Origin of the sequence: Paenibacillus allorhizosphaerae (genome assembly GCF_042659105.1) — a bacterium.
GTDB lineage: Bacteria > Bacillota > Bacilli > Paenibacillales > NBRC-103111 > Paenibacillus_G > Paenibacillus_G allorhizosphaerae.
In genome coordinates, this window is record NZ_JBHSRV010000001.1 from 1,093,360 (window position 1) to 1,115,192 (window position 21,833).

20 protein-coding genes are annotated in these 21,833 nt (G+C 53.4%); 5 read left to right on the plus strand and 15 right to left on the minus strand.

The genetic code is table 11. The annotated features are described in order from the left end of the window. Nucleotides 1–93: 93 nt before the first annotated feature. Nucleotides 94–2,880: a calcium-translocating P-type ATPase, SERCA-type gene (locus tag ACFQI7_RS04775; RefSeq protein ID WP_218097234.1), complete on the minus strand. Its 2,787-nt coding sequence runs from the start codon at nucleotides 2,878–2,880 to the stop codon at nucleotides 94–96. A gap of 375 nt (nucleotides 2,881–3,255) precedes the next feature. Here ACFQI7_RS04775 and ACFQI7_RS04780 point away from each other — a divergent pair, with 375 nt between their 5' ends. Beyond that, a complete protein-coding gene (locus ACFQI7_RS04780) occupies nucleotides 3,256–5,058 on the plus strand; it encodes an Rqc2 family fibronectin-binding protein (protein WP_218097233.1) in 1,803 nt (600 codons plus the stop codon). A gap of 129 nt (nucleotides 5,059–5,187) precedes the next feature. Here ACFQI7_RS04780 and galU read toward each other — a convergent pair whose 3' ends face one another. The 5 genes from galU to ACFQI7_RS04805 all read right to left on the minus strand — a co-directional run bounded on the left by galU (nucleotide 5,188) and on the right by ACFQI7_RS04805 (nucleotide 8,914). Then, on the minus strand, nucleotides 5,188–6,063 hold the full coding sequence (gene galU / locus ACFQI7_RS04785; RefSeq protein WP_329958202.1) for a UTP--glucose-1-phosphate uridylyltransferase GalU: 876 nt from the start codon (nucleotides 6,061–6,063) through the stop codon (nucleotides 5,188–5,190). Beyond that, nucleotides 6,060–6,908, minus strand: coding sequence for a PHP domain-containing protein (locus ACFQI7_RS04790; protein WP_218097232.1), 849 nt, complete (start codon nucleotides 6,906–6,908; stop codon nucleotides 6,060–6,062). The genes galU and ACFQI7_RS04790 overlap by 4 nt, the downstream gene beginning before the upstream one ends. A 100-nt stretch (nucleotides 6,909–7,008) precedes the next feature. After that, nucleotides 7,009–7,920 carry a selenium metabolism-associated LysR family transcriptional regulator gene (locus ACFQI7_RS04795; protein WP_218097231.1) on the minus strand — a complete coding sequence of 304 codons (912 nt, stop codon included), beginning with the start codon at nucleotides 7,918–7,920 and terminating at the stop codon, nucleotides 7,009–7,011. A 94-nt stretch (nucleotides 7,921–8,014) separates the two neighbouring features. Beyond that, nucleotides 8,015–8,452, minus strand: a complete 438-nt coding sequence (locus tag ACFQI7_RS04800; protein WP_218097230.1) for a hypothetical protein — start codon at nucleotides 8,450–8,452, stop codon at nucleotides 8,015–8,017. Nucleotides 8,453–8,647: 195 nt separating this feature from the next. Beyond that, nucleotides 8,648–8,914, minus strand: a complete 267-nt coding sequence (locus ACFQI7_RS04805) for a YlbG family protein (RefSeq protein ID WP_218097229.1) — start codon at nucleotides 8,912–8,914, stop codon at nucleotides 8,648–8,650. A 51-nt stretch (nucleotides 8,915–8,965) separates the two neighbouring features. Here ACFQI7_RS04805 and ACFQI7_RS04810 point away from each other — a divergent pair, with 51 nt between their 5' ends. Next, a complete protein-coding gene (locus ACFQI7_RS04810; protein ID WP_218097228.1) occupies nucleotides 8,966–9,988 on the plus strand; it encodes an asparaginase in 1,023 nt (340 codons plus the stop codon). Nucleotides 9,989–10,004: 16 nt separating this feature from the next. On the opposite strand, the gene ACFQI7_RS04815 is transcribed toward ACFQI7_RS04810, so the two are convergent. The 3 genes from ACFQI7_RS04815 to ACFQI7_RS04825 all read right to left on the minus strand — a co-directional run bounded on the left by ACFQI7_RS04815 (nucleotide 10,005) and on the right by ACFQI7_RS04825 (nucleotide 14,263). Then, nucleotides 10,005–10,451 carry a YlbF family regulator gene (locus ACFQI7_RS04815; RefSeq protein ID WP_218097227.1) on the minus strand — a complete coding sequence of 149 codons (447 nt, stop codon included), beginning with the start codon at nucleotides 10,449–10,451 and terminating at the stop codon, nucleotides 10,005–10,007. An 81-nt stretch (nucleotides 10,452–10,532) separates the two neighbouring features. Then, the gene (locus ACFQI7_RS04820) at nucleotides 10,533–12,557 is read right to left on the minus strand and encodes a helicase-associated domain-containing protein (protein WP_218097226.1); all 2,025 of its coding nucleotides are present in this window, start codon (nucleotides 12,555–12,557) and stop codon (nucleotides 10,533–10,535) included. After that, on the minus strand, nucleotides 12,554–14,263 hold the full coding sequence (locus tag ACFQI7_RS04825) for a DNA repair helicase XPB (protein ID WP_218097225.1): 1,710 nt from the start codon (nucleotides 14,261–14,263) through the stop codon (nucleotides 12,554–12,556). The genes ACFQI7_RS04820 and ACFQI7_RS04825 overlap by 4 nt, the downstream gene beginning before the upstream one ends. Before the next feature lie 138 nt (nucleotides 14,264–14,401). On the opposite strand from ACFQI7_RS04825, the gene ACFQI7_RS04830 reads away from it, so the two are divergent. Next, nucleotides 14,402–14,941, plus strand: a complete 540-nt coding sequence (locus tag ACFQI7_RS04830; RefSeq protein WP_218097514.1) for a thermonuclease family protein — start codon at nucleotides 14,402–14,404, stop codon at nucleotides 14,939–14,941. Nucleotides 14,942–14,979: 38 nt separating this feature from the next. Here the strand turns inward: ACFQI7_RS04830 and ACFQI7_RS04835 are convergent, their stop codons facing one another. The 3 genes from ACFQI7_RS04835 to ACFQI7_RS04845 all read right to left on the minus strand — a co-directional run bounded on the left by ACFQI7_RS04835 (nucleotide 14,980) and on the right by ACFQI7_RS04845 (nucleotide 18,226). Then, nucleotides 14,980–16,146 carry a Gfo/Idh/MocA family protein gene (locus tag ACFQI7_RS04835; RefSeq protein ID WP_218097224.1) on the minus strand — a complete coding sequence of 389 codons (1,167 nt, stop codon included), beginning with the start codon at nucleotides 16,144–16,146 and terminating at the stop codon, nucleotides 14,980–14,982. A gap of 345 nt (nucleotides 16,147–16,491) precedes the next feature. Next, entirely contained in the window at nucleotides 16,492–16,923 is a 432-nt protein-coding gene (locus ACFQI7_RS04840; RefSeq protein WP_218097223.1) for a CBS domain-containing protein, read from the minus strand. Nucleotides 16,924–17,038: 115 nt separating this feature from the next. Beyond that, the gene (locus ACFQI7_RS04845; protein WP_218097222.1) at nucleotides 17,039–18,226 is read right to left on the minus strand and encodes an amidohydrolase; all 1,188 of its coding nucleotides are present in this window, start codon (nucleotides 18,224–18,226) and stop codon (nucleotides 17,039–17,041) included. A gap of 292 nt (nucleotides 18,227–18,518) precedes the next feature. Between ACFQI7_RS04845 and ACFQI7_RS04850 the strand changes: the two genes are divergently transcribed. After that, complete coding sequence (locus ACFQI7_RS04850; protein WP_218097221.1) at nucleotides 18,519–18,866, plus strand: YugN family protein; 348 nt, start codon at nucleotides 18,519–18,521, stop codon at nucleotides 18,864–18,866. 13 nt (nucleotides 18,867–18,879) lie between these two features. Continuing rightward, the gene (gene ftsW, locus ACFQI7_RS04855; RefSeq protein ID WP_218097220.1) at nucleotides 18,880–20,019 is read left to right on the plus strand and encodes a putative lipid II flippase FtsW; all 1,140 of its coding nucleotides are present in this window, start codon (nucleotides 18,880–18,882) and stop codon (nucleotides 20,017–20,019) included. A gap of 36 nt (nucleotides 20,020–20,055) precedes the next feature. Here ftsW and ACFQI7_RS04860 read toward each other — a convergent pair whose 3' ends face one another. The 3 genes from ACFQI7_RS04860 to ACFQI7_RS04870 form a co-directional block, all read right to left on the minus strand. Continuing rightward, the gene (locus ACFQI7_RS04860; protein WP_218097219.1) at nucleotides 20,056–20,445 is read right to left on the minus strand and encodes an Asp23/Gls24 family envelope stress response protein; all 390 of its coding nucleotides are present in this window, start codon (nucleotides 20,443–20,445) and stop codon (nucleotides 20,056–20,058) included. Between the two features lie 148 nt (nucleotides 20,446–20,593). After that, nucleotides 20,594–21,379 carry an SDR family oxidoreductase gene (locus tag ACFQI7_RS04865; RefSeq protein WP_218097218.1) on the minus strand — a complete coding sequence of 262 codons (786 nt, stop codon included), beginning with the start codon at nucleotides 21,377–21,379 and terminating at the stop codon, nucleotides 20,594–20,596. A 64-nt stretch (nucleotides 21,380–21,443) separates the two neighbouring features. After that, complete coding sequence (locus tag ACFQI7_RS04870) at nucleotides 21,444–21,692, minus strand: hypothetical protein (RefSeq protein WP_218097217.1); 249 nt, start codon at nucleotides 21,690–21,692, stop codon at nucleotides 21,444–21,446. Nucleotides 21,693–21,833 lie beyond the last annotated feature (141 nt).

The window sequence follows — 21,833 nt, forward strand, 5'->3', positions numbered from 1 at the left end:
TAAATATTCAATACCATCGCATTTAAAAAAAAGCCGAAATCCCGTCTGAAGCGGAATTTCGGCTGGTTCCAGATACCTGCATCTTAAGGCAGCTTAACGGACAATCGGTTTTACCGGCTTTTGTCCTCCTCCGTACGAAAGCGGCTTGCGCTTGGCCGGTTTGCTCATGACGCTGCCCAGGCCCATCAAGAACGTCGGTATTCCTGCGAACACGAGAACCAGGATCCAATCCGTTACATCGAGCGGAACGGTTTTGAAGATCGGCCGCAGCGCTTCCACGTACAGCACCGGCAGCATCAGCAGCAGCGACGAAACCGTCGCCAGCACGAGCCATACGTTTTGCAGCGGGTTGCGGTGAAAGATCGAACGCGAGCTGCGGCAGTCGAATACATGGATGAGTTGCGCCATAACGAGCGTCACGAATGCGACGGTCTGCGCTTTGATCAGCGCGTCCGGGCTGTCCTGTCCTTGTTTCAGCGTAATGTAGAACGCCGTCAGTGTGCAGAGCCCGATCAAAATGCCGCGGGAAATAATTTTCCAGCCCAAACGCCGCGCAAAAATATTTTCTTTCGCCGGACGGGGCTTTTGCTGCATCAAATCTTTTTCCGCCTGGTCGACGCCAAGCGCCATCGCCGGCAATCCGTCGGTTACCAGGTTGACCCACAAAATTTGGATCGGCACGAGCGGGAGTGGCAAGCCGGCCATCATCGCCAGGAACATCGTCAATATTTCGCCGACGTTGGAGGCGAGCAAATAACGGATAAACTTGCGAATATTTTCATAGATGCCGCGTCCTTCTTCAATCGCGGAGACGATAGTCGCGAAGTTGTCGTTGCTCAGTACGAGAGCCGATGCTTCCTTGGAAACGTCGGTGCCGCTGATCCCCATGGCGATCCCGATATCGGCCGCTTTGATCGCCGGCGCATCGTTCACGCCGTCGCCGGTCATCGCGACGACATGACCCCGACGCTGCAGCGACTTGACAATGCGGAGCTTATGTTCCGGCGACACCCTTGCATAGACGTACACGTTGTCGACTTGCTTATCGAGCTCTTCGTCGCTCAAGCTGCTGAGCTGCTGGCCGTTTAAAGCCAGCCCGTCCGCAGGCAATATCCCGAGCTGCCGGGCGATCGCTTCGGCCGTTGTTTGATGATCGCCGGTAATCATTACGGTTTTGATGCCCGCCCGTTTGCACTTCACGATCGCCTCCCGGACTTCGCGCCGCGGCGGATCGATCATTCCCGTCAAGCCGATAAAAATAAGCTGCGCTTCCACCTCATCTTCCTGTTCGCAGCGCTCGGACGGCTTCATATCGCGATAAGCCAAGCCAAGCACGCGAAGCGCGTTTTTCGCCATGCCCTCGTTGGCCGCAAGCACCTTCTGCTTGAGCGTCGGGGTAAATGGGATCACTTTGTCGTCCCACAGCACGTAAGCGCACTGCGACAGCAGCACATCCGGCGCGCCTTTTGTGCACACCATGCGTCCCCCCTGATGCTGGACGACGACGGACATCCGCTTCCGCTCCGAATCGAACGGCATTTCGGTGACGCGCCGGTACAAGCCGTCAAGCGACTGCTGCGTGATGCCGGCTTTGGCGCTCAATACGACAAGCGCGCCTTCCGTCGGGTCGCCTTTGATGTTCCATACGGCAGGTGGCTCTTCGCCTTTTTTCTTTTTCGCTTCTCCATGCTGTTCATGGAGCATCGCATTGTTGCAAAGCACCGAGACTTGCAGTAATTTGCGAAGCATTTGGTTTTTGCGCACATCCACATGCTTCCCGTTTTTCACAATGTCGCCGTGCGGGTCGTAGCCGTCCCCGGTTACCTCCAGCACATCGCCGCCGATCCACAAATGAGTTACCGTCATTTTGTTTTGCGTCAGCGTGCCTGTTTTGTCCGAACAAATCACGGACGCGCATCCTAGCGTTTCCACGGACGGCAGCTTGCGAACAATCGCTTTGCGCTGAATCATCCGCTGTACCCCGAGCGCCAGCGCAATCGTTACGATGGCCGGAAGCCCTTCGGGAATCGCCGCGACCGCGAGCGAAACGCCGGCAAGGAACATGCCGTACGGTTCCTGCCCGTGCAATATGCCCGCTACGACGACGAGCACGGTAAGCGCAAGCGCCACGATGATCAATATTTTCCCGAGCTGCTCCAGCCGATGCTGAAGCGGCGTTTCCATCGCATCGGTGTTCTGGATCAGATCGGCGATTTTCCCCATCTCCGTATCCATTCCCGTTCGGACCACAACGCCCTTGGCCGTGCCCCGGGTCACCATCGTGCCCATAAACCCGAGATTCCGCTGATCGCCAAGCGGCACTTCGCCGCCCTGCAGCGCCTCCGTATGTTTGGCGACAGAAACGGATTCGCCGGTCAATGCGGACTCCTCCACATAAGTGCCGAACGCTTCAAGAAAACGCAGATCGGCCGGAATCCTGTCCCCGCTTTCCAAAATGACGACGTCCCCGGCAACAAGCTCCCTTGCCGGAACCTGCTCCACTACCCCGCCGCGAAGCACTTTGGCCAAGGGCGCCGACAGCTCTTTCAACGCCCGCAGGGAACGCTCTGCGCGAAACTCCTGTACGAAGCCGAGGATGCCATTCATAATAATGATCGCGATAATCGTAATGGCGTCGAGGTATTCCCCAAGGAGTCCCGACACGAGCGTAGCCCCAACCAGCACCAGCACCATAAAATCTTTGAACTGGTTGAGGAACAATGTAATCGGCGATACACCTTCACCCTCCGCAAGCTCGTTTGCTCCGTGAGTCGCAAGCCGTTCGCGCGCCTCCTCTGCGGTCAGTCCTCCGGCGGGATGGGTCCCGGTTTGCTCCAAGATCTCCTCCGCCGTCATCTGGTACCACTGTTTCTGACTCATTTGCTTCTCCCTCCCAAAACTTATGGCACCGCCGGTGCTTGAAACTTGAATGGACATCACGCCGTCCAGCCCTTATACCTTTGCCGGAAATAACGGGTTCGTCCAAGCCAAAAGGTTGTCTAGGCTAAATGTATTCAGACAAGCTGCAAAATAGCACGAAATCTTGATCTCTTGGCAAACGCTGCCTATCATAACGCCATTCCCCGGACAAAATATGTATAAAACAAGGTGTCAGGCACATAGGAAAGGCTAGAACGAGTGAAAAAAGCTTAAGTTTTCCATTAAAATATGGCATGATAGAGTTTAGCGCTTATTAAGTCGTTGCAACCTTCCCTGTACTCCGGTTGCAATGATGAAGAAATGGAGTTGTACAGCATGTCGTTAGACGGTCTCGTCGTATACAGTCTCGTTCATGAGCTTCAGAGCTGTGTCGGCGGTAGAATCAATAAAATTCAAATGCCTACGGAAAATGATATTGTGATGCAGATTCGGATTCCCGGCAGCGGCGTAAAGCTATTATTGTCCGCAAACCCTACTTATCCGAGAGCGCATCTCACCGAGCAAAGCTACATCAATCCGCTGGAGGCCCCGATGTTCTGCATGCTGCTGCGCAAACATTGCGAGGGCGGCGTGATCGAAGCGATCGAACAGCCGGGGATGGAGCGCGTGGTTCATATAAAAATACGCCAACGGGACGAGCTGGGAGATATTAGCACGAAGCTGATTGTGGTTGAAATTATGGGCCGGCACAGCAATATTATCCTTATGGACCCGGTATCCGGAACGATTCTCGACGGAATTCACCATGTGACGCCCGCGATCAGCTCATACCGCGTCGTCATGCCGGGAAGCGCCTATACCGCTCCGCCGGAGCAGCATAAAGAGCTTCCTTTCGGTTGGAACAGGGAGCGGTTTACCGCCGCCTTCTGGAGTATGATCGCCGAAGCGGATGGAGAGGGTGACGTTCCCGGCTCTACTCCGCGATGGTGGGAGCAGGCGATCGTACAACGGTTTAGCGGCTTCAGCCCGCTTGCGGCCAAGGAACTCGTGTTTCGCGCTATGAAAGCGGAACGCAGCAGCACAAACGAAGTGACGGACCCGGCTGATTTTGCCGTCAATCTGTGGGAGCCGTTCCGCGAAGTAACCGAACAGCTTCATGCCCATCAGTCGCAGGCAAACATTGTCCTGCAGGAGAAGACGGGCAAAACGTACTTTTCGGTCATCGAGTTGACCCATATTGAAGGTGAGAAGACCCGTTACGACTCCGTCAGCGATTGCCTCGAAGCGTATTTCGGCGATAAAGCGGAGCGGGATACGGTAAAGCAGCGCGTCTCGGATCTCATTCGGCTGCTTACGAACGAGCGGAGCAAAAACGTCAAAAAGCTGGAGAAGTTGGAAGAAACGTTAGCTGACGCCCGGCAGGCCGATCGGTTCCGCATCTTGGGTGAACTGCTGACCTCCTCGATGCACATGATCCAGAAAGGCGACAGGCAGATCGAGGTGACCAATTATTACGACGAGGAGCAGCGTCCTGTCACCATCGAGCTTGACCCGCTGCTGACCCCATCGGAGAACGCTCAGCGATATTTCAAAAAATATACGAAAAGCAAAAACAGCCTCTCCGCCGTTAGCGAGCAAATGGAACAAGCGGATATGGAAATCCGCTACATGGACAATCTGCTGCAGCAGCTCGATAGCGCCGGGCTTAGCGATATCGAAGAAATACGCGAAGAGCTGGCGGAGCAAGGATACTTGCGCGCGCGCAGTAAAAAAGGACGCAAAAAAAAGCCGAATCAGAAACCTGTCCTCGCCTGTTATACGTCTAGCGAAGGTATTCCGCTCTACGTCGGCAAAAACAATACACAAAACGAATATTTGACGAACCGGCTCGCCCACGCGGGCGACACCTGGCTCCATACGAAAGACATTCCGGGCTCGCATGTCGTGATCCGCAGCCTGGAGTACGGCGAAGCGACACTGAACGAAGCCGCTCAGCTGGCCGCCTATTTCAGCCAGGCCAAGCAGTCGAGCCAAGTGCCGGTCGATTATACTTTGATCAAGCACGTCCGCAAACCGAGCGGAGCCAAACCCGGTTTTGTCATCTATGATCATCAGAAGACGTTGTTCATCACCCCGGACGCAGAGCATATTAAGCAAATGCAGGTACAATTGAAGTAGCGCACGCAGCAAGCCAAAAAAGACCCGAATGTTCCCTCTCAAAGGAAACATTCGGGTCTTTTTATACTGTTTTCGGCAATTGTCCTTTTCTCGGTACCTTTCAATTTTTAGGCAGCTATGGCATCTGTCCTACAGATCGTTCATTAATCGTCGTAAGTAACGCTTCAGCGGCTCTTTCAGTTCATCGCTTGCCAATGCCATTTCTAAGGTAGCCTCGACGAACCCGAGCTTGTCGCCAACGTCGTATCGTTTCCCTTCGAATTGGCAGGCGACCATCCGTTTGAGCCGGTTCAACTGGCCCAGCGCGTCCGTCAGCTGAATTTCGCCGTTACGCCCGGGCTTGCTATTCTCCAGAATGGCGAAAATTTCCGGCAAGATGATATAACGACCGATGACCGCCAAATTGGACGGCGCCTTGTCACGTTCCGGTTTCTCGATCAAATCGTCGATGTAGCAATGCTTATCCGATGTGGTCAGCGAATCCGGAGAAACGATGCCATATTTGTCGACATCCTCCCAAGGCACTTCCTGTACGGCGATAACGGATGTCTGTGTTTGCTCGTACAGCTCGATCATTTGCTTGAGGCAAGGCTTCTCCGACCGAATGATATCGTCCCCGAGCAGAACGGCGAACGGCTCGTTCCCGATAAATTTACGTGCGGTAAGAACCGCGTGACCGAGACCGAGCGGCTCTTTCTGCCTGATGTAATGCACATCGGCCAAATTCGATACGGAACGCACGATTTCGAGCAGCTCCAGCGATCCTTTATGCTCGAGCGCCGCCTCCAGCTCGATCGATTTATCAAAATGATCCTCGATCGCGCGCTTGTGCCGGCCCGTTACGATCATTATATCTTCGATGCCCGACGATATCGCTTCTTCCACGATATATTGGATAGCCGGCTTGTCGACAATGGGCAGCATTTCCTTCGGCTGCGCCTTCGTCGCCGGGAGGAAGCGGGTTCCGAGACCCGCTGCTGGAATAATCGCTTTGCGTATGTTCATAATCGCCCGCCTCTCTGCTCATGCAGCCGATCGCATACGGCCGCATCGATCCGGCGGGCGCCGAGCGGCGCGTGAAACACGACCCCTCCCCGCTCTCCGTGAAAATCGGACCCTGCGGTAATCGTAAGTCCCAGCGATTCGGCAAGCGCGGCATAATGCACTTCCTGTTCCGGCGTATGGTCCGAATGATACGCTTCCAGCCCGGCAAGCCCCGCTTGCTTAAGCTTCGGGATCACGTCATCCTGATCGTACAGCCCCGGGTGCGCAAGCACCGGAGTGCCCCCCGCATCAATGATCCACTTCACGGCGGTGGCCGGCTCGATCCGCGGCGGGTTGACATAGGCCGCAGCTCCCTTTGCCAAATAACGGTCAAACGCCTCGGCCATATTCGCCACATAGCCTTTGCGCACCAGCGCATCCGCAATATGCGGCCGGCCGACGGTCTCCTCCGCTTTCTTCGAGGCTTGAAGCGAAGCGATGACATCGTCCATCGTCACGTCGAGCCCAAGCTCCTGCAGCTTGTCGATAATCATCTCGTTGCGCCGGTCGCGCACTCGCCGAAGTTCGGCGAGTCTCGATAAAAACGTCTCATCTTTCCAATCGATGAAGTAACCGAGAACGTGAATATCCTGGCCTGCGTACACGGTGCTGATCTCAACCCCGGGCACCACCTTGATCCCGTACTCCCGGCCGGCCTTGATCGCTTCTTCCAGTCCGGCGACGGTATCGTGGTCCGTAATGGCCACAGCCGACAAACCGGCGGCGGCAGCGAGCTTCACGTTGTCCGCCGGAGGCTGCGTGCCGTCCGACGCCGTTGTATGCGAATGCAAATCGGCATATTGCATGCTGATATCCCCTTTTTCCAATCTATTTGTACCATACATCAGCGCTTGGACGACTTGGACTTAGCCGAACCGATTTTTTCACGGCTCCTGAATCCACTGTTTACAGCCACTGACTTAAATCTTTTTCCCGCAGGAACGTTAGAAACGTTACGGCTGATATCGGCAGCAGCGTCGAGCTCAAATAGATCGCATGAAAGCTGCGGGCAAAGCTGATCCCTTCCACGTTTTTCACCTGAAGCACACCGAGCGCCGACTCATGCTTGACCGACGATTGTGACAAAATCGAGATGCCCAGTCCCGCTTCGACCGCCGATTTCACCGCTCCGGTGCTGCCGAGCTCCATAACGATTTTGAGCGCGTTCCGGTCGTATCCGGCCCGCTCCAGCTCCTCTTCCATCACGCTCCGCGTTCCGGAGCCCTGCTCCCGAAGCACGAAAGGATAATGAAGCATCTCTTCGACCGTGACGTGTTCCTTCTCCGCCAACGGATGATTCCGCGGAACGATAAGCTTAAGCTCATCGTTGAGCACCGCTTCGGTATGCACATCGGGATGATGCACTTCCGCCTCGACAAGCCCGAACGTAAGCTGATGCGCAAGCACCTCTTCGAGAATTTGCTTCGTATTTATGACTTTCATACTGACGGAGATGTTCGGGTACTCGCTGCTAAACGGACCGAGCAGCCGCGGCAATATATATTCGCCGACCGTCAGGCTTGCCCCCAGATGGAGACGGTCTTCCAGCATATGCGTGAACCGGGACATGCGGATTCCCGTTTCCTTTATAAGCTCAATGCTTTGCTTGGCATACGGAAGCAAGGTCCGTCCCGCTTCCGTCAGTTCCACCCGCTTGGTGGACCGCAGAAACAGCTTCGTGCCGAAATAATCCTCCAGCGACTGGACTTGCATTGTCACTGCAGGCTGTGTCATATGCAGCGCCTGGGCGGCGTGCGAGAAGCTGCCTTTTTCCGCAACCGTATAAAAAATGTGAAGCTGATGAAAATTAAGCGCCATGATCGTTCCTCCGGTGGAGCATGAATACTACACATTATACCAAAAAAGAAAAAGGCATGCCTGTTTTTCGGCACGCCTCCGGACGATTCTTATATTATCTTCGTTTCCGGCTGTTTTTGATCAGCGTCATCCGCCGTGAATGACGCAACCAGGAATAGTAGGAGCGCAAATCCCGAAGCTCCATCGTTTCCGACATGCGGCCGAGAAACGTCACGACAATCATCTTATAAATAACAGGTCCTGGGCCTTTATGTTCAGGCTGCACCGGCGTAAATTCCGCCACCATTACCAAATCTTCATCGATCAGGAATACGTCTTGCTCGTTTTTGTAATAAGTTCGTACGGAATCCGTTTTCAACTTGCTCCATAAGAAAGCGGAAATATCCGCGAAGCCGGTCTTCTCCGACTCCACACGATCGGCCCAGCGGCTTCGGGCATGATGAGTGATGATGATCTCTGCAATCCTTTTGTTGCCAAGAAGAAAAGTATTTGCATCGTTCTTCTCCAAACCTTCGATTCTGCTCGAGCCCATTATCCATACCCTCTTCCTACAAAAATAGTACTTTAAACCTATGTACTGCATGATCGCTTATCTATTATTTTAGTTCATTTAGGCACAGAATCAACTTAAAAAATCTTTAGAAAACCTACATAATTGAAAAACAAAATAAAAAAGCTTCTGCGAACAGAAGCTTCATGCATGACGTATGGTATAGGATAGCGCGTATTATAACGTGTAGAATCTTGTCTTATCAGGAATATTACTGTTATACTCGGTTTTGATTTCACTGCGGTAAGACCGCTCGACTTTTTTGACGAAAGGAAGCTTTTGAAGCTGTTTGACCGTCTCGTCAAGCCGGTTCGTATATACGTACATAGCGGCGTAATGAAGCTTTTTGGAAATAAAATGCACGTTGCCGTATTTCTCCAATTGCTTGCCTGCCGCTTTCAAATCATTCACCCATACGATTATGCCGCTACGTTCGGTAAACATGGGAAAACCCTTCTTTCATTGCCATTATATTTTTGGAAAGGACCGATTATCATGTCGTCATCCGCTACAGCAGAAATTTTAGTAGAAGTTACCCGGGGAGAGATGACGGAAAGTATACATCGCGGCCATATGGCTGTCGTCGATTTCCGCCGGCATACAATAGCGTTCACCGGAAATCCCGATTATTATACGTATGCCCGTTCCACAGCCAAACCGATTCAAGCGATCCCCCTGATCGAAGCGGGAGGCTTGGAACGCTATGCGTTGACCCCGGCCGAACTGGCGCTTTGCTGCGCATCCCATAACGGGGAGTCCGCCCATGCGGAAACCGCGCTGGCGTTGCTGCGGAAAGCAGGGTTCGATGAAAGCGCTCTTAGCTGCGGCGTGCACGAACCGTTCTACAAGCCCGCCGCCGAAGCTATCAAGCAATCCGGGCTAACGGTGACGCCGCTTCACAATAACTGCTCCGGCAAACATGCCGGCATGCTAGCATTATCCGCGCTCATGCAGGCGCCTACTCAACAGTATACCGCAAGTGCTCATCCTGTCCAGATAAAAATGCTGCAGACGGTAGCAGATATGTGCGGCGTCCCGACGGAAAGCATCGGACTGGGAACGGACGGCTGCGGCGTTCCGGTATTTGCGCTGCCGCTGGCGGCGCTCGCTTACGGTTATGCGCGCCTGGGGAACCCTGAGGAGCTGCCTCGGCCGCGTGCGGACGCCTGCCGGCAAATTATCGGCGCCATCCGCACGGCGCCTTATTATGTAGCCGGAACCGGACGCTACGATACCCGGTTAATCGAAGTAACCGGCGGACGCATCGTCGGCAAGATGGGCGCCGAAGGCGTCTATGCGCTTACCGTTCCGCAGGAGGGCATCGGTCTTGCCCTCAAAATCGAAGACGGTAGCGAACGCGCGCTTTATCCTGCAGCGACGGAGGCGTTGCTTCAGCTCGGACTGCTGAAATCGTCCGAAGCGGAGCAGCTCGAGCCGTTCCATCGGCCGGCGGTTACGAATCGCCGCGGCGAAACAGTCGGCGCGATCCTGCCGGTGTTCCGGCTTCAGCGCGAGTAACGGGCCTAACCGTTCGTTAGCCGCACTTGCCGCTGCAGCTGCCACCCGTCGAGCAGCCTCCGCCGCTGGCAAGGGCGTCATTGCCCGGAACCTTGATCGTATCGGAAACGGCAAACGCTATCGATTGCGAAACTTCGTACAACAGTTCATCGAGCTTGCGCTCCGCTTCCTTGAAGTGATGTACGCTCTCCAGCGCATCCAGCTTCTGCATCACTTCATTGACCTGATCCAGTGCTTCGTGGTAATTCGGATGATAATGCCCGAAGCGCTGCGTTTCTTCAAACAGCTCCTTCTTCCGATTGAGCAGCGGCATAAGCCGTTTGACTTCCTCGTCCTGGTCCTTGCGTTCTTTCCAATATAAGTAATCCGCCGTTTCCGCGGAATTTTTAATCATATCGGCGAGCTCGTAAGCTCCCAGCAATATAGCAGACATGTCGAGCGTCTGCGGTTCCATGATTGCCATGGTTTAAGCCACCTGCCCTTTCGCTCATCCATTTGTCTATAGATACATACATGTCTATCATATCACATTCGCCGCGCTACATTAATATAAATATTTATCATTAATGCCAGGAAGAATCAGTTTCATCTCCTGCCATTCTTCCGGCATCAACCGCATTTCCTCGATATGGTCGATCGTCGATGCCGTACGTCCGATCCCCGTCATGCACCAGCTGCCGCGAGTTTCCTGCACTTTATGAGGAGTGATCCGGTAGTCGCAGCCGTCCTTGCGAATTTGCAGCACCGTTTTCAACCGGATTGCTTTTTCCACCATTTCCTTTCGTGTCGACGCGTGGTAGGAACGATAGTCTCTCAGCCATCCTGCCGGAATTTCCGAATACTCGGGATACAAATCGATCGCGCTCGGAATGCGCGCTTCCATCTCATAGTAAGCGACGGACGTGCGAGCATAAATGAATCCTTTATCGCCGGTCCATTCCCTTAGATCATGGCGGTTGTTGTCCGCGTGCTCTCCGAGCTTCGGATATGCACTGGCCTGCGCAGCCGTTTCGCTTCCTTTCCAATCCGACGGGACGCCAGGCATCATTCCTGCTTTCTCGAGTACCGCAGCCAGCGGTTTGACGTCTTCCGCAGCAATCAAGTAGTGGTTGCTTCCGAGTTTATCCTGCAAATATTGGGAAGCTCCCGGAAGCCGTTCTAGCGACTGGGCCGTTTCTTCGTCCACGCAGCGCAGCAGGCATGCTTGCATAAAGCTTGTTTTGCCGAAAGGCTTCGCCCATTGCTCAACCGCCAGCCGAATATGCTCGGGCAGACCGTACAGAGCATGAGACTCCAAAAACATAACGATTTCTCCCTGCGTTCTGCCATTCTCCAGCGCTCGGCGCACGCTGCTCTTCGTCAGCTTGAAGATGCTCACCTGATCGAGACGTACCGTGTCGGCCAGGCAGCATAGCTCCCATAGCACCGCACCGGGCACATCCGGAGGCGCGAGAATTTCAAAATCCGGCTGGATCATCAAACCGCCTTCATCTGATGCTTCGGCATCCCCTGATTGAAATGGGTGCTCCGTCCATCGAAACCAGGCCATTGAACCTCCTGTGGGGCTCCGGCCTTCCTCCATCCAGCCGAAAGCGACGAGCGGCAGCAGCCACCGAGCTTGCAGCTCTTGAGATTGTTCCTCCGCCTGCTCGTGCTCCTCCGTTATCCCTTGCGCAGACAAATTGGCAATTAGCATTTCCGCCGAGAACCATTCGCCGCCAGAGGCGAGCCGTTCCGCCATACTCACGGCATGCTGCATCCACGCTTGCGGGGACAGCGTCAATTGCTTCCATATAAGATACAAACGCTTCGTTTGCGCTTCTGGGGACGCAGAAAGCCAGTTCCTTATCGCCTCGGGCTGCAGCGCAAGCTCCTCCTCGTTCTGCGAAAGCAGCTGCAATCGAAGTAAAAAATCCAGCGCTACGGCCACCGGCAGCGGGTACGTGTCTGCATACGCATATTTGAGCGATGCTCCGTTCAATAGCTCCCCGTTCAAGCCAAGCTGGTCCGCGAGCTTCTGGAGCAGCTTTTTATGCACGGTCCCGTTCTTCGACAGCTTCAGTCCATGCTGAGCCGCAAACACAAGCGTCTGGAACAGCTCCAGACGCAAGCTGAGCCGTGCGCTGCGAATCACTTCCGGCATCACGAAATCTCCCGGACGTTCGCAACCGGACGTTTCTTCCGGAAGCAGCAAGTCGCGCCATAGCCCGAAACCGTCTATCGGAAGCAAGTACAAATATTCCCCCCACGTTTTGCGAAAAGCGAAGACGATTCCTTTGCGGAGCAGTCCGCATAGGCCAAGTCTCGTCTCAGCCCCCGATAAAACCGGCGATGTCGCCTTTTCAAGCCGTGCATAATCGAACGGCTCGCTGCCGATTCGCAGAACAAGCGTGCGCAGCACCGTCCGCTCGGTATCGACCATGCGGCCCCAAATCGTTTTCACTACAACAGGATCGGTGCATACTTCGGCGAGCGACACGCCTTTGTTCAACCATGGTCCGTACAGTTCCGTCTCCAGGCTTCTTCGCAGTTCATTCGGCATGCGTTTCAACAGCTCCGCATAGTTCATTTCGCCGCCGCTCCTTCCTCATTGCGCTTCGTTGTAACGTTCATCGATTCAATCCGGTATCGGTAGCCTTGCTCGATTAAAAAAAGCTGCCGATTAAGCGCAAATTCCTGCTCTTTCGTATCCTCGCTTACGATCGAATAAAAATACGCTTGATTGGCTCCCGATTTCGGCCGCAAAATGCGGCCGAGCCGCTGCGCTTCCTCCTGCCTGGACCCGAAGCTGCCCGATACTTGCACCGCTACGGCCGCATCCGGCAAATCGACGGCAAAATTGGCCACTTTCGATACGATCAGCACGCGGATCTCTCCGCTTCGAAAGGCGCTGTACAGTTTTTCCCGCTTTTCGTGAGCCATTTCCCCGCTAATCATTGGCGCGTCGGTCCGCTCGGCGATTTGGTGCAGCTGCTCCAGGTACTGACCGATGATCAGCACCGGTTCCGTCGGGTGTTTCCGCAGCAAATCGTCTACGGCGTCCAGTTTCAGCGGATTGACGCTGGCGCAGCGCATTTTTTGACGAGCGTCCGCCGTTTCATATGATTCGCGCACGTGATCGGGCATCGGAACCCTCAACTCCACGCACTCCACACCGGCAATCCAGCCTTTCGTCTCCAGGTCCTTCCAGGGCATTTCGTACCGTTTCGGCCCGACCAGGGAAAAGACGTCATCCTCCCGTCCATCCTCCCGGATTAACGTGGCGGTCAGGCCGAGCCGTCTTGTCGCCTGAATTTCGGCCGTCATGCGAAAGACTGGGGCCGGGAGTAAATGTACCTCGTCATAGACGATCAAGCCCCAATCCCGTTTGTTGAACAAATCCATATGGACAAAAGGATCGTCTTTCGATTTACGATAGGTCAAGATTTGATATGTGGCGATCGTAATCGGACGCACTTCCTTTAGCGCTCCGGTATATTCGCCGACCATGTCCTCCGAGACGTCGGTCTTTTCCAAAATTTCGCGTTTCCATTGCCGTACCGATGTGCTGTTCGAAGTCAATATGAGCGTCGCGCAGCCGAGCCGCCCCATCGCGGCGATGCCGATCACCGTTTTTCCGGCGCCGCAAGGCAGGACAAGGACGCCGCTCCCTCCTCGCAGGCTCCCTTCTTTATAAAAGGACTCCACCGCCTTGTGCTGATAATCACGCAGCGAAAACGTTCCTTCCTCGCCATCCTCCATTTTGAGCCTGATCGGGAGCGACTCGCCCTGGCTATAGCCGGCCAAATCTTCCACCGGATAGCCGAGCTTGATCAGCTCCTGCTTCAGCATGCCGCGGTGTAGCGACGAAAAGCGCAGCGTCTGCGTATCCACCTGGCACAGCCCATACGAGCGCAGCGATTTATAGGACACCATCTCCTTAATGACGTCGACGTCTTCGGAAATGAGCAGCAGATCTTCCCCAAGCTTCTCAATTCTTACGAGGCCATAGCGCTCGATAAATCGGCGTATATCCTGTCTCACGGCTGCGGGAACACCAAACTTCGCCCAACGTTCCAGGAAATCGGTGACTTCCTCAGCCGTCACACCCGCCGCAGCCGCATTCCACAGCGACAGCGAGGACATCCGGTACGTATGGATGTTGTCCGGCGATTTGACAAGATCGGCAAAGCGCATCAGTCCCGCTCTTACTTCGTCGAAATCGGGATGGCGCGTCTCCAGCAAAATGCAAAAATCGTTCTGCACGACAAGCGGCCGTTCTTTATGAAATGGCATGCCGAACCCTCCAAACTTTTACAGATAGTTTTAGTATGAGGGGAACGTGCCGGATTTAAACATTTTTTTGGCAGCAATCCATTTACAAGCGCGAGCGGCAAGCCCTACAATATAGAGCGGGAGTGTGAGCGAGTGAAAATGAACGTCATGAAAAAGCTGATCGCCGTGATGATCCTAATGCTGCTTGCGACGGCATGCGGCGGAGGCTCGAAGCAAGGAACAGGCGGCTTCGTTCAGGAGATTTATAAGCAGTACCCAACGCTAAAGGATCGAAAAACGACGATTACCGAAGTGAAGCGAGTGGTCGACGGGGATACGTTCGAGACGAAGGCGGGGGACAAAGTACGTTTGATCGGCGTTAACACGCCGGAAACCGTAAAGCCCGGTTCGCCAGTTGAAAAATTCGGAAAAGAAGCGAGTAATTTCACGAAAACCAAGCTGACGGGAAAAAAAGTATACTTGTTCGCGGATGCGGGAGATAAAGACAAATACGGTCGATTGCTGCGTTATGTATTCATTGATGGCGATCCCGTCATGTTTAACGAAACGCTGGTCCGCGACGGTTATGCAAATACGATGTCGGTGGCGCCGAATGTCATGTTCCAGGATTTGTTCCGGAAGCAGGAACGGCAGGCGAGGGAAAGCAAAAGAGGGCTGTGGGCCGATGAAAAGACATAAAGAGAGAGGACAATGCCTCTCTCTTTATGTTGCCTGCGTTAGTGCGTGCCGCTAACGTCCATTTGTTTCAATTCATTGGTAACTTTATTGAAGTTGGAGTACTTGATTCGCTCTTGAAGCTTCTCGTAATACAAGTCTTCGTTGATCGGCAGATCGACCCAATTGTCCGTCCAAGTGGACAGATGCATCGCATTGGACAGCGTCAAACCCTTGATGCCTTCCTCGCCCGGAGCGAGCAGCTTGGTCCCTTTGAGAATATGGTCGACGAAGTTTTGCGTAATGCCTTTATGCTGCGTACCATCGGAAGCTTTGACCGGAATTTCGCATTTCCAGCACTCCGGCGACCCGAAGCCGCCTTTGTAACTTGCGTTAAATTCCGGCTCCGGCACAACCAGCCGCCAGAACGTCATTTTCCCGTCCTCGATTACGATTTTGCCGCGGTCGCCGGTGACTTCGTACCGATTCGTTCCCGGCGCTTCGCCGGTTGTCGTAATGAACAGCCCCGTCGCCCCGTTCTCGTATTCAACATATGCGGTCACATCGTCTTCCACTTCGATGTTGCGATATTTGCCGAAGTGACAGAAAGCCCGTACCCGCATCGGCATCATATCCGTCGTCCACTGCCACAAATCGAGCTGGTGCGGGTCCTGATTGATCAGAACGCCCCCGCCTTCTCCAGCCCACGTCGCGCGCCAGCCGCCCGAGTCGTAATAGCTTTGGGAGCGATACCAGTTCGTAATGATCCAGTTCGTGCGGCGAATTTCGCCAAGTTCGCCCGAAGTAATCAGACTGCGCAGCTTCTGGTACAACGGATTCGTACGCTGGTTGTACATAATGCCGAACGCTTTGTCCGACTTCGCGGCAGCCTCGTTCATTTCGCGAACTTGCTTTGTATATACGCCGGCCGGTTTTTCCACAAGCACATGGTAACCATGCTTGAACGCCGCGACGGCTACGGTCGGATGATCGTAATGCGGCGTGCAAATCAATACGGCGTCGAACGCTTTGGATGCGAAGAATGCGTCCAAGTTGTCGAACAATTGATAGCGGTCGCCGTATTGGGAACGAGCCCAATCCAGCTTCGAAGGATCCGTGTCCACAATCGCGGTCAGCTCGCCGCCTTTGATTTCCTTCTTCGAAAAATAACCCTCGTGGCCTTTCCCCATGTTTCCGATTCCGACGATCCCGAAACGTACCTTATCCATCGTTTCCCCTGCCTCTCACAACCATAATAATTGTTAATGTAAGCATTTACGTAACAATTCCATTATACTATGCACACGTGAACAAGACAATATAAAAAAAGCTCCTATCGAATCATATTCGATAAAGATACATCCGTACCTTAGCGGATGCTTTTTTTGAAAGATCACAAAGGTGAGCCCTCGTAAATAACTTTCTAATCTTAAATAAACTATTCTATCAAGGCCATTCAAAGATGAGCGACCGCAATTCAACTGTAATTTTTTGTGATACATTTTTATCGTTAAAAAAACGTCCATCCGCCATTGGCGGGTGAACGTCCATAAGTGCAGATGTGCAGATTCGAATTAGACAGGCTGTTTGTCTTTCTCAGATATTTGGCTGAGCGCTTCTCCCGCTTCGTCCTCGAACTTATCGCGTACGGCAAGGTCGCCGATCGAGACGATGCCCACGAGCTCGCCATTCTCTACAACCGGCAAACGGCGAATTTGTTCTTTGGCCATCACTTTCGCCGCTTCATCAACCGTCGTTTCCGGAGGCACCGAAACGACGCGATCGCTCATGACCTCTTTGATCGCGGCGGACCCTTCTCTTTTCGAGGCGTAACCGCGGATAACCAAGTCCCGGTCGGTAATGACGCCGATCAGCTTCTTGCCTTCAACGACCGGAATAAAACCGGTGTCTTCCTGCTTCATTTTTACCGCAACTTCATATACATTATCTTTCAATGTGACCGTCGAAACGTCCGTCGTCATAATTTCACGCAATGTTCTAGCCAAAGGATGATCCCTCCCGTCAAAAGTTACAGCCCGCCGCCAAACCTTCTCGGCCCGGGCTGCTTCAGGAGTATCATTTCCCTTTCCCTTTGCCGCCATGCGCGCATTCGACTAGCACTTATCGGGAGTATGCATGTTCAGCCAAATAGTCTTCGGTCATCCGAATGAACAGCTTTGCCGCATGATGCATCGCGATTTCATCGATATCAAAGCGCGGGTGATGATGCGGATGCACAATGCCTCGTTCTTTATGCCCCGCGCCTACAAACATGAAACACCCGGGAATGCGTTCCAGGTAATAGGCGTAGTCTTCACCGGCCATAATCAGCGGCGAAGTGCGTGCTCCTTGCTCTCCTAGCGCTGCTGCAGCTGCCCTTCGGAAGCGTTCCTCTTCCGCCGCGTGATTGATAACGGGCGGATACCCGAGGTTATACTTAATCGCGCATTCCGCGCCGTTCATGCGGCAAGTGTATTCCGCTATATCCTCCAGCCGCCGTTTTACCTGCAATCGCAGCTCGGGGTCGAACGTTCTCACGGTCCCTTTCAGGGTAGCCGTTTCTGCGATTACATTAAAGCTCGTTCCACTGTGAAATGATCCGACCGTAACGACGCATGGCTGCGTCGGATCGGAGAAGCGGCTAACGATCCCTTGAAAGTTGACGACGAGCTGGGAAGCGACATAAATGCTGTCGACCGTCTGATGCGGCAAACCGCCGTGTCCGCCCTTGCCTTTAATTTCAATAATAAACTCATCGGCAGCTGCCATAATCGCTCCCGGCTTACAATAAGCAGCCCCTGTTTCGAACGGGGTCCACAAATGTATGCCGTAGATTACATCCACGCCCTCCAACGCACCGTCCCGAATCATCTCGATTGCACCGCCGGGCGTTGTTTCTTCCGCCGGTTGGAACAGGAAGACTACGTTCCCGGCCAATTGATCTCTATGTTCATTCATTAGTTTGGCTACGCCAAGCAGCGTGGCGGTATGCGCATCATGTCCGCACGCATGCATCACCCCGGGAACTTTGGACGCATATTCGCAGCTTTTCTCGTCCTGTATCGGCAGCGCGTCCATATCGGCTCGCAGTGCGACGGTCGGCCCTTTGGCCGCCCCTTCGATCCGGGCGACGATCCCGTGCCCTCCGACTCCCGTACGAGCCTCAATTCCCCATTCCTGCAGCAAGCTTGCGACAAACGCAGCCGTTTGCGATTCCTGAAACGACAGCTCGGGATTCATATGCAAGTATCTGCGCCATTTCACCATATCCGGGTACACCGCTTCCACGGCTTCACTCCATCTGCTCATGCCCGTTTCCTCCGCTTCCGTCGCTACAATCGCATGATACCGAATACGATCCTTGCTACTCGAATTTTATTGTATTTTATTCATTTTACCAAAAGCGGCCGTGCGATTCATCTTCGTTTTCACAAGAATTTCAAACTTTGGGCGAAACGGTGACAACACTCGATGCATTAGGCTTGCACAAGTAAGGGAAACATACTATCATGAATAAAGGATTTACCAGTGAAACCCGTTTAAGTTTTTTTCATTTTTCATGTTACCTATAAGGCGACATACATATCAGGGAGGGCTTGCTGTGATTATTGAAAACAGTGGAATTAAAGGAATGAAAAGCGATCTCGCCCATCTGGACGAAGCAATGGAGCAACTCGGCTTCGTGCGGTGGCAGTGGGAGTATTACCGGGCTACATATGACCTGAAAATCGAAGATAAAGCGAACGGCGAAGACTATTTTTTACGTGTTAACACACGCGTTGAAACCGGCAAACTGGAGTCCCCTTACGCTATTCTTAACATCGAGGACGCTTATATCGGAAGAGCGACGTTCCCTCACGGTCTGGATTATGAATCGAAAGTACCGGATACCATCATGAAGCTAGTAAACGGAAAGCTCGCAGAATTGAAAGTAAAGCTCGCGCAATAAGCGGAGGTCATCCATGACTTCCCAGCGACGAGGAACGCCTGATTTTTTACTGCTGTTTCTGACGTTTTCCTTAGTTTGCTTCGGTCTCGCTTTTGTGTTTAGCGCCGGCATGGCTTATAAACCGAGCAATCCGTGGTATTTGGCGATTCGTCAATCGATATCCATCGGCATGGGGACGGTAGCCATGTTTTTTTGCATGAATGTGGATTACCGCAAGTATCAAAAGTGGATCGCTCCTTTCTTCGCCGGCGTCGTCGGGCTGCTATTTCTCGTTCCGCTGATCGGCAAAGAAGTGAACGGCGCGAAAAGCTGGTTCTACATCGGAAGCTTCGGGCTGCAGCCTACGGAATTCGCCAAACTGGCAGTCATCATTTATTTGGCGGTCATCATCAGCAAGAAAGGCGAGCGTATTCGCGAGTTTAAGCGCGGGCTCGTCCCTCCGCTGCTTGTCATTTGTTTTGTTTGCGGTTTAATCATGCTGCAGAATGATTTGGGATCAACGATGATTCTCGTCCTCGTCGCCGTACTGATGCTCATTATCGGCGGCGCAAGCCTGAAGCATATATTCATTCTCGGATCGGTCTTTGCCTGTCTCGGCGCGCTTGCCGTTTCCGTCTATTTGCTGAACGCAGGCACGAACAACTACAGGGTCGGGCGGATCACCGCATTTTTGAATCCATGGTCCGATCCGGACCACTCGGGCTTTCAATTGATTCAATCGCTATATGCATTCGGACACGGCGGCTTAACCGGCGCCGGATTCGGACAAAGCATCCAGAAGCTGCATTATTTGCCGGAAGCGCATAACGATTTTATATTTTCCATTATCGGCGAAGAGTTGGGCTTTATCGGCACGTCTTTCTTTCTGCTCATCTATCTTGCCTTCCTCTGGAGAGGAATCATTATTGCCTTGCGCTGTCAGGACGTGTTCGGCACCTTGGCGGGGATCGGCATCGTCAGCATGATCGGAATACAAGCCTTCATTAATATCGGCGGCGTTACGAACAGCATTCCGATGACCGGCGTCACTCTGCCGCTGATCAGCTATGGCGGGACATCGATGCTTGTGACCTTAATGGGTCTCGGCATTTTGCTCAGCATTTCCCGTGAACAAAACAAGCCGGAAAAAGAACCCACAAAAAAGAGAGCCTGAGGAACGTCTTCGTTCCATCACGGCTCTCTTCTTCGATTACTTGACCCGATGCGTTTCATCCACAATCGCGGCCGTCTCTTCCTCGCGGAATGCTACGCCCTCGACTTTCACGTTGACTTCAACCACGGTTAATCCGGTCATATTTTCAACCGCATCGCGTACATTTTCCTGCAGATCGCGGCACACTTCTTGGATTTTTGAACCGTAGTTCACGATGACGCGCAGATCGATAGCCGCTTCCACTTGCCCGACCTCTACCGATACGCCTTTCTGCACGTTTTTTCCGCTTAAACGTTTGGCAAGCCCTTCGGAAATACCTCCCGACATGGCTGCGATCCCCGGCGTCTCCAGTGCAGCTAATCCTGCGATTGTCGAAACGACATCATCTGAAATCCGGATAAGACCAGTTTGTACTTCTTCGCTCATGAGGATCACTCCATTTCGGTTGGCACCTGATCCCGGAGATACCGGGTAAACAGTTGCAACAGGATTATATTTCTATTGTAATAAGTTCCAGGCCCGAAAGCAACTGGACTTAAGTACAGGCTTGCCGCGGCCCGGCGGGAACTCTCGCTTATATCGCTTTGACCGCGCCGCCGTCTACATAGAACACGGAACCCGTCATGTAGCTGTTGCGGGGAGACAGCAGGAACGCAGCCGCGGCCGCCAATTCTTCCGGCTCTCCATAACGGCCGAGCGGGATATCCTTGATCATCTCATCGCGCACCTGCTCGGGCGTTATGTTCTCCCGCGCGGCTCGCGCCGTATCCAGCTCGACGATCCGGTCGGTCATAATGCGTCCGGGACAAAGGGTGTTGAGCAATATTCCGTCAGTGCCCCACTCCGCGGACAGCGTCTTCATGAGCCCGACAACTCCGGTTCGCAGCGTGTTCGAGATGACGAGGCCGGGAATCGGCACTTTAACGGAAGTGGACGCTACCGTTACAATTCGACCGCCTCGCTCTTTCATCAGCGGATAAAATCCTCTCGTTAATCGAACGACGCTCATCAAGTTAAGCTGAACCGCGTTCATCCACGCGTCCTCGTCAAGCGACATGAAGCTGCCGCTGGGCGGACCGCCGGAGTTGCAAACGAGCGCATCCACCGTGCCGAATCGGTCTTTCGCCTGCTGCACAAGCCAACCGATTTGCTCCGGGCTGCTCAGATCCACCGCCATGCCCGCCGCCTCGATGCCGTACGTTTGCTGCAGCCTCGCCGCAACATCGCATACGGACTGCTCGTCCCTGCTGCATAAGAGGAGGCTCGCCCCTTCCGCAGCGAGCTGTTCTGCGATCGCTCGCCCAAGTCCTTTACTGGAAGCGGTGACGACCGCCGTCTTGCCTTTCAACTGCAAATCCATCGGAAAAAGCCCCTTTCCGGCCAATTTGCTTCATATTATATCGCTTCCGGCGGCCTAATTCCAATCAGAGCACTCTCCACAATATAAATGCCGCGATGGCACCCAGCACAATGACGCCCGCAGCTACTTTTAAACCGTTTCCATTTCCGTGGTGATGGTGATGATGGTCGTGATGATGATCGTGGTCATGATCATGGTTATGGTCGTGATCATGATCGTGTTCATGGTCGTGGCTATGGCCGTGACCGTGGTGATGGTGCGACTTTCCCTTTTTTTTCGTTTTATCCAATATGCCGTGATGTCCCTCATGCATACTGCAGCAGCTCCTTGTCATCGTTTTCATAACCCTCGCCGTAAAACCAAAATAAGATTTCCTAGCATTCTTTACCTATGTAGCACAATTTATGGATAATATAACACGATCTATACGGAATGAAAATACTAAAATCGAAAT

Excerpts from the sequence above, each read along its gene's own strand:
- ACFQI7_RS04775 (WP_218097234.1), bottom strand. The coding sequence starts at position 2,880 with ATGAGTCAGAAACAGTGGTACCAGATGACGGCGGAGGAGATCTTGGAG.
- ACFQI7_RS04780 (WP_218097233.1), top strand. The coding sequence starts at position 3,256 with ATGTCGTTAGACGGTCTCGTCGTATACAGTCTCGTTCATGAGCTTCAG.
- galU (WP_329958202.1), bottom strand. The coding sequence starts at position 6,063 with ATGAACATACGCAAAGCGATTATTCCAGCAGCGGGTCTCGGAACCCGC.
- ACFQI7_RS04790 (WP_218097232.1), bottom strand. The coding sequence starts at position 6,908 with ATGCAATATGCCGATTTGCATTCGCATACAACGGCGTCGGACGGCACG.
- ACFQI7_RS04795 (WP_218097231.1), bottom strand. The coding sequence starts at position 7,920 with ATGGCGCTTAATTTTCATCAGCTTCACATTTTTTATACGGTTGCGGAA.
- ACFQI7_RS04800 (WP_218097230.1), bottom strand. The coding sequence starts at position 8,452 with ATGGGCTCGAGCAGAATCGAAGGTTTGGAGAAGAACGATGCAAATACT.
- ACFQI7_RS04805 (WP_218097229.1), bottom strand. The coding sequence starts at position 8,914 with ATGTTTACCGAACGTAGCGGCATAATCGTATGGGTGAATGATTTGAAA.
- ACFQI7_RS04810 (WP_218097228.1), top strand. The coding sequence starts at position 8,966 with ATGTCGTCATCCGCTACAGCAGAAATTTTAGTAGAAGTTACCCGGGGA.
- ACFQI7_RS04815 (WP_218097227.1), bottom strand. The coding sequence starts at position 10,451 with ATGGCAATCATGGAACCGCAGACGCTCGACATGTCTGCTATATTGCTG.
- ACFQI7_RS04820 (WP_218097226.1), bottom strand. The coding sequence starts at position 12,557 with ATGAACTATGCGGAGCTGTTGAAACGCATGCCGAATGAACTGCGAAGA.
- ACFQI7_RS04825 (WP_218097225.1), bottom strand. The coding sequence starts at position 14,263 with ATGCCATTTCATAAAGAACGGCCGCTTGTCGTGCAGAACGATTTTTGC.
- ACFQI7_RS04830 (WP_218097514.1), top strand. The coding sequence starts at position 14,402 with ATGAACGTCATGAAAAAGCTGATCGCCGTGATGATCCTAATGCTGCTT.
- ACFQI7_RS04835 (WP_218097224.1), bottom strand. The coding sequence starts at position 16,146 with ATGGATAAGGTACGTTTCGGGATCGTCGGAATCGGAAACATGGGGAAA.
- ACFQI7_RS04845 (WP_218097222.1), bottom strand. The coding sequence starts at position 18,226 with ATGAGCAGATGGAGTGAAGCCGTGGAAGCGGTGTACCCGGATATGGTG.
- ftsW (WP_218097220.1), top strand. The coding sequence starts at position 18,880 with ATGACTTCCCAGCGACGAGGAACGCCTGATTTTTTACTGCTGTTTCTG.
- ACFQI7_RS04860 (WP_218097219.1), bottom strand. The coding sequence starts at position 20,445 with ATGAGCGAAGAAGTACAAACTGGTCTTATCCGGATTTCAGATGATGTC.
- ACFQI7_RS04865 (WP_218097218.1), bottom strand. The coding sequence starts at position 21,379 with ATGGATTTGCAGTTGAAAGGCAAGACGGCGGTCGTCACCGCTTCCAGT.
- ACFQI7_RS04870 (WP_218097217.1), bottom strand. The coding sequence starts at position 21,692 with ATGCATGAGGGACATCACGGCATATTGGATAAAACGAAAAAAAAGGGA.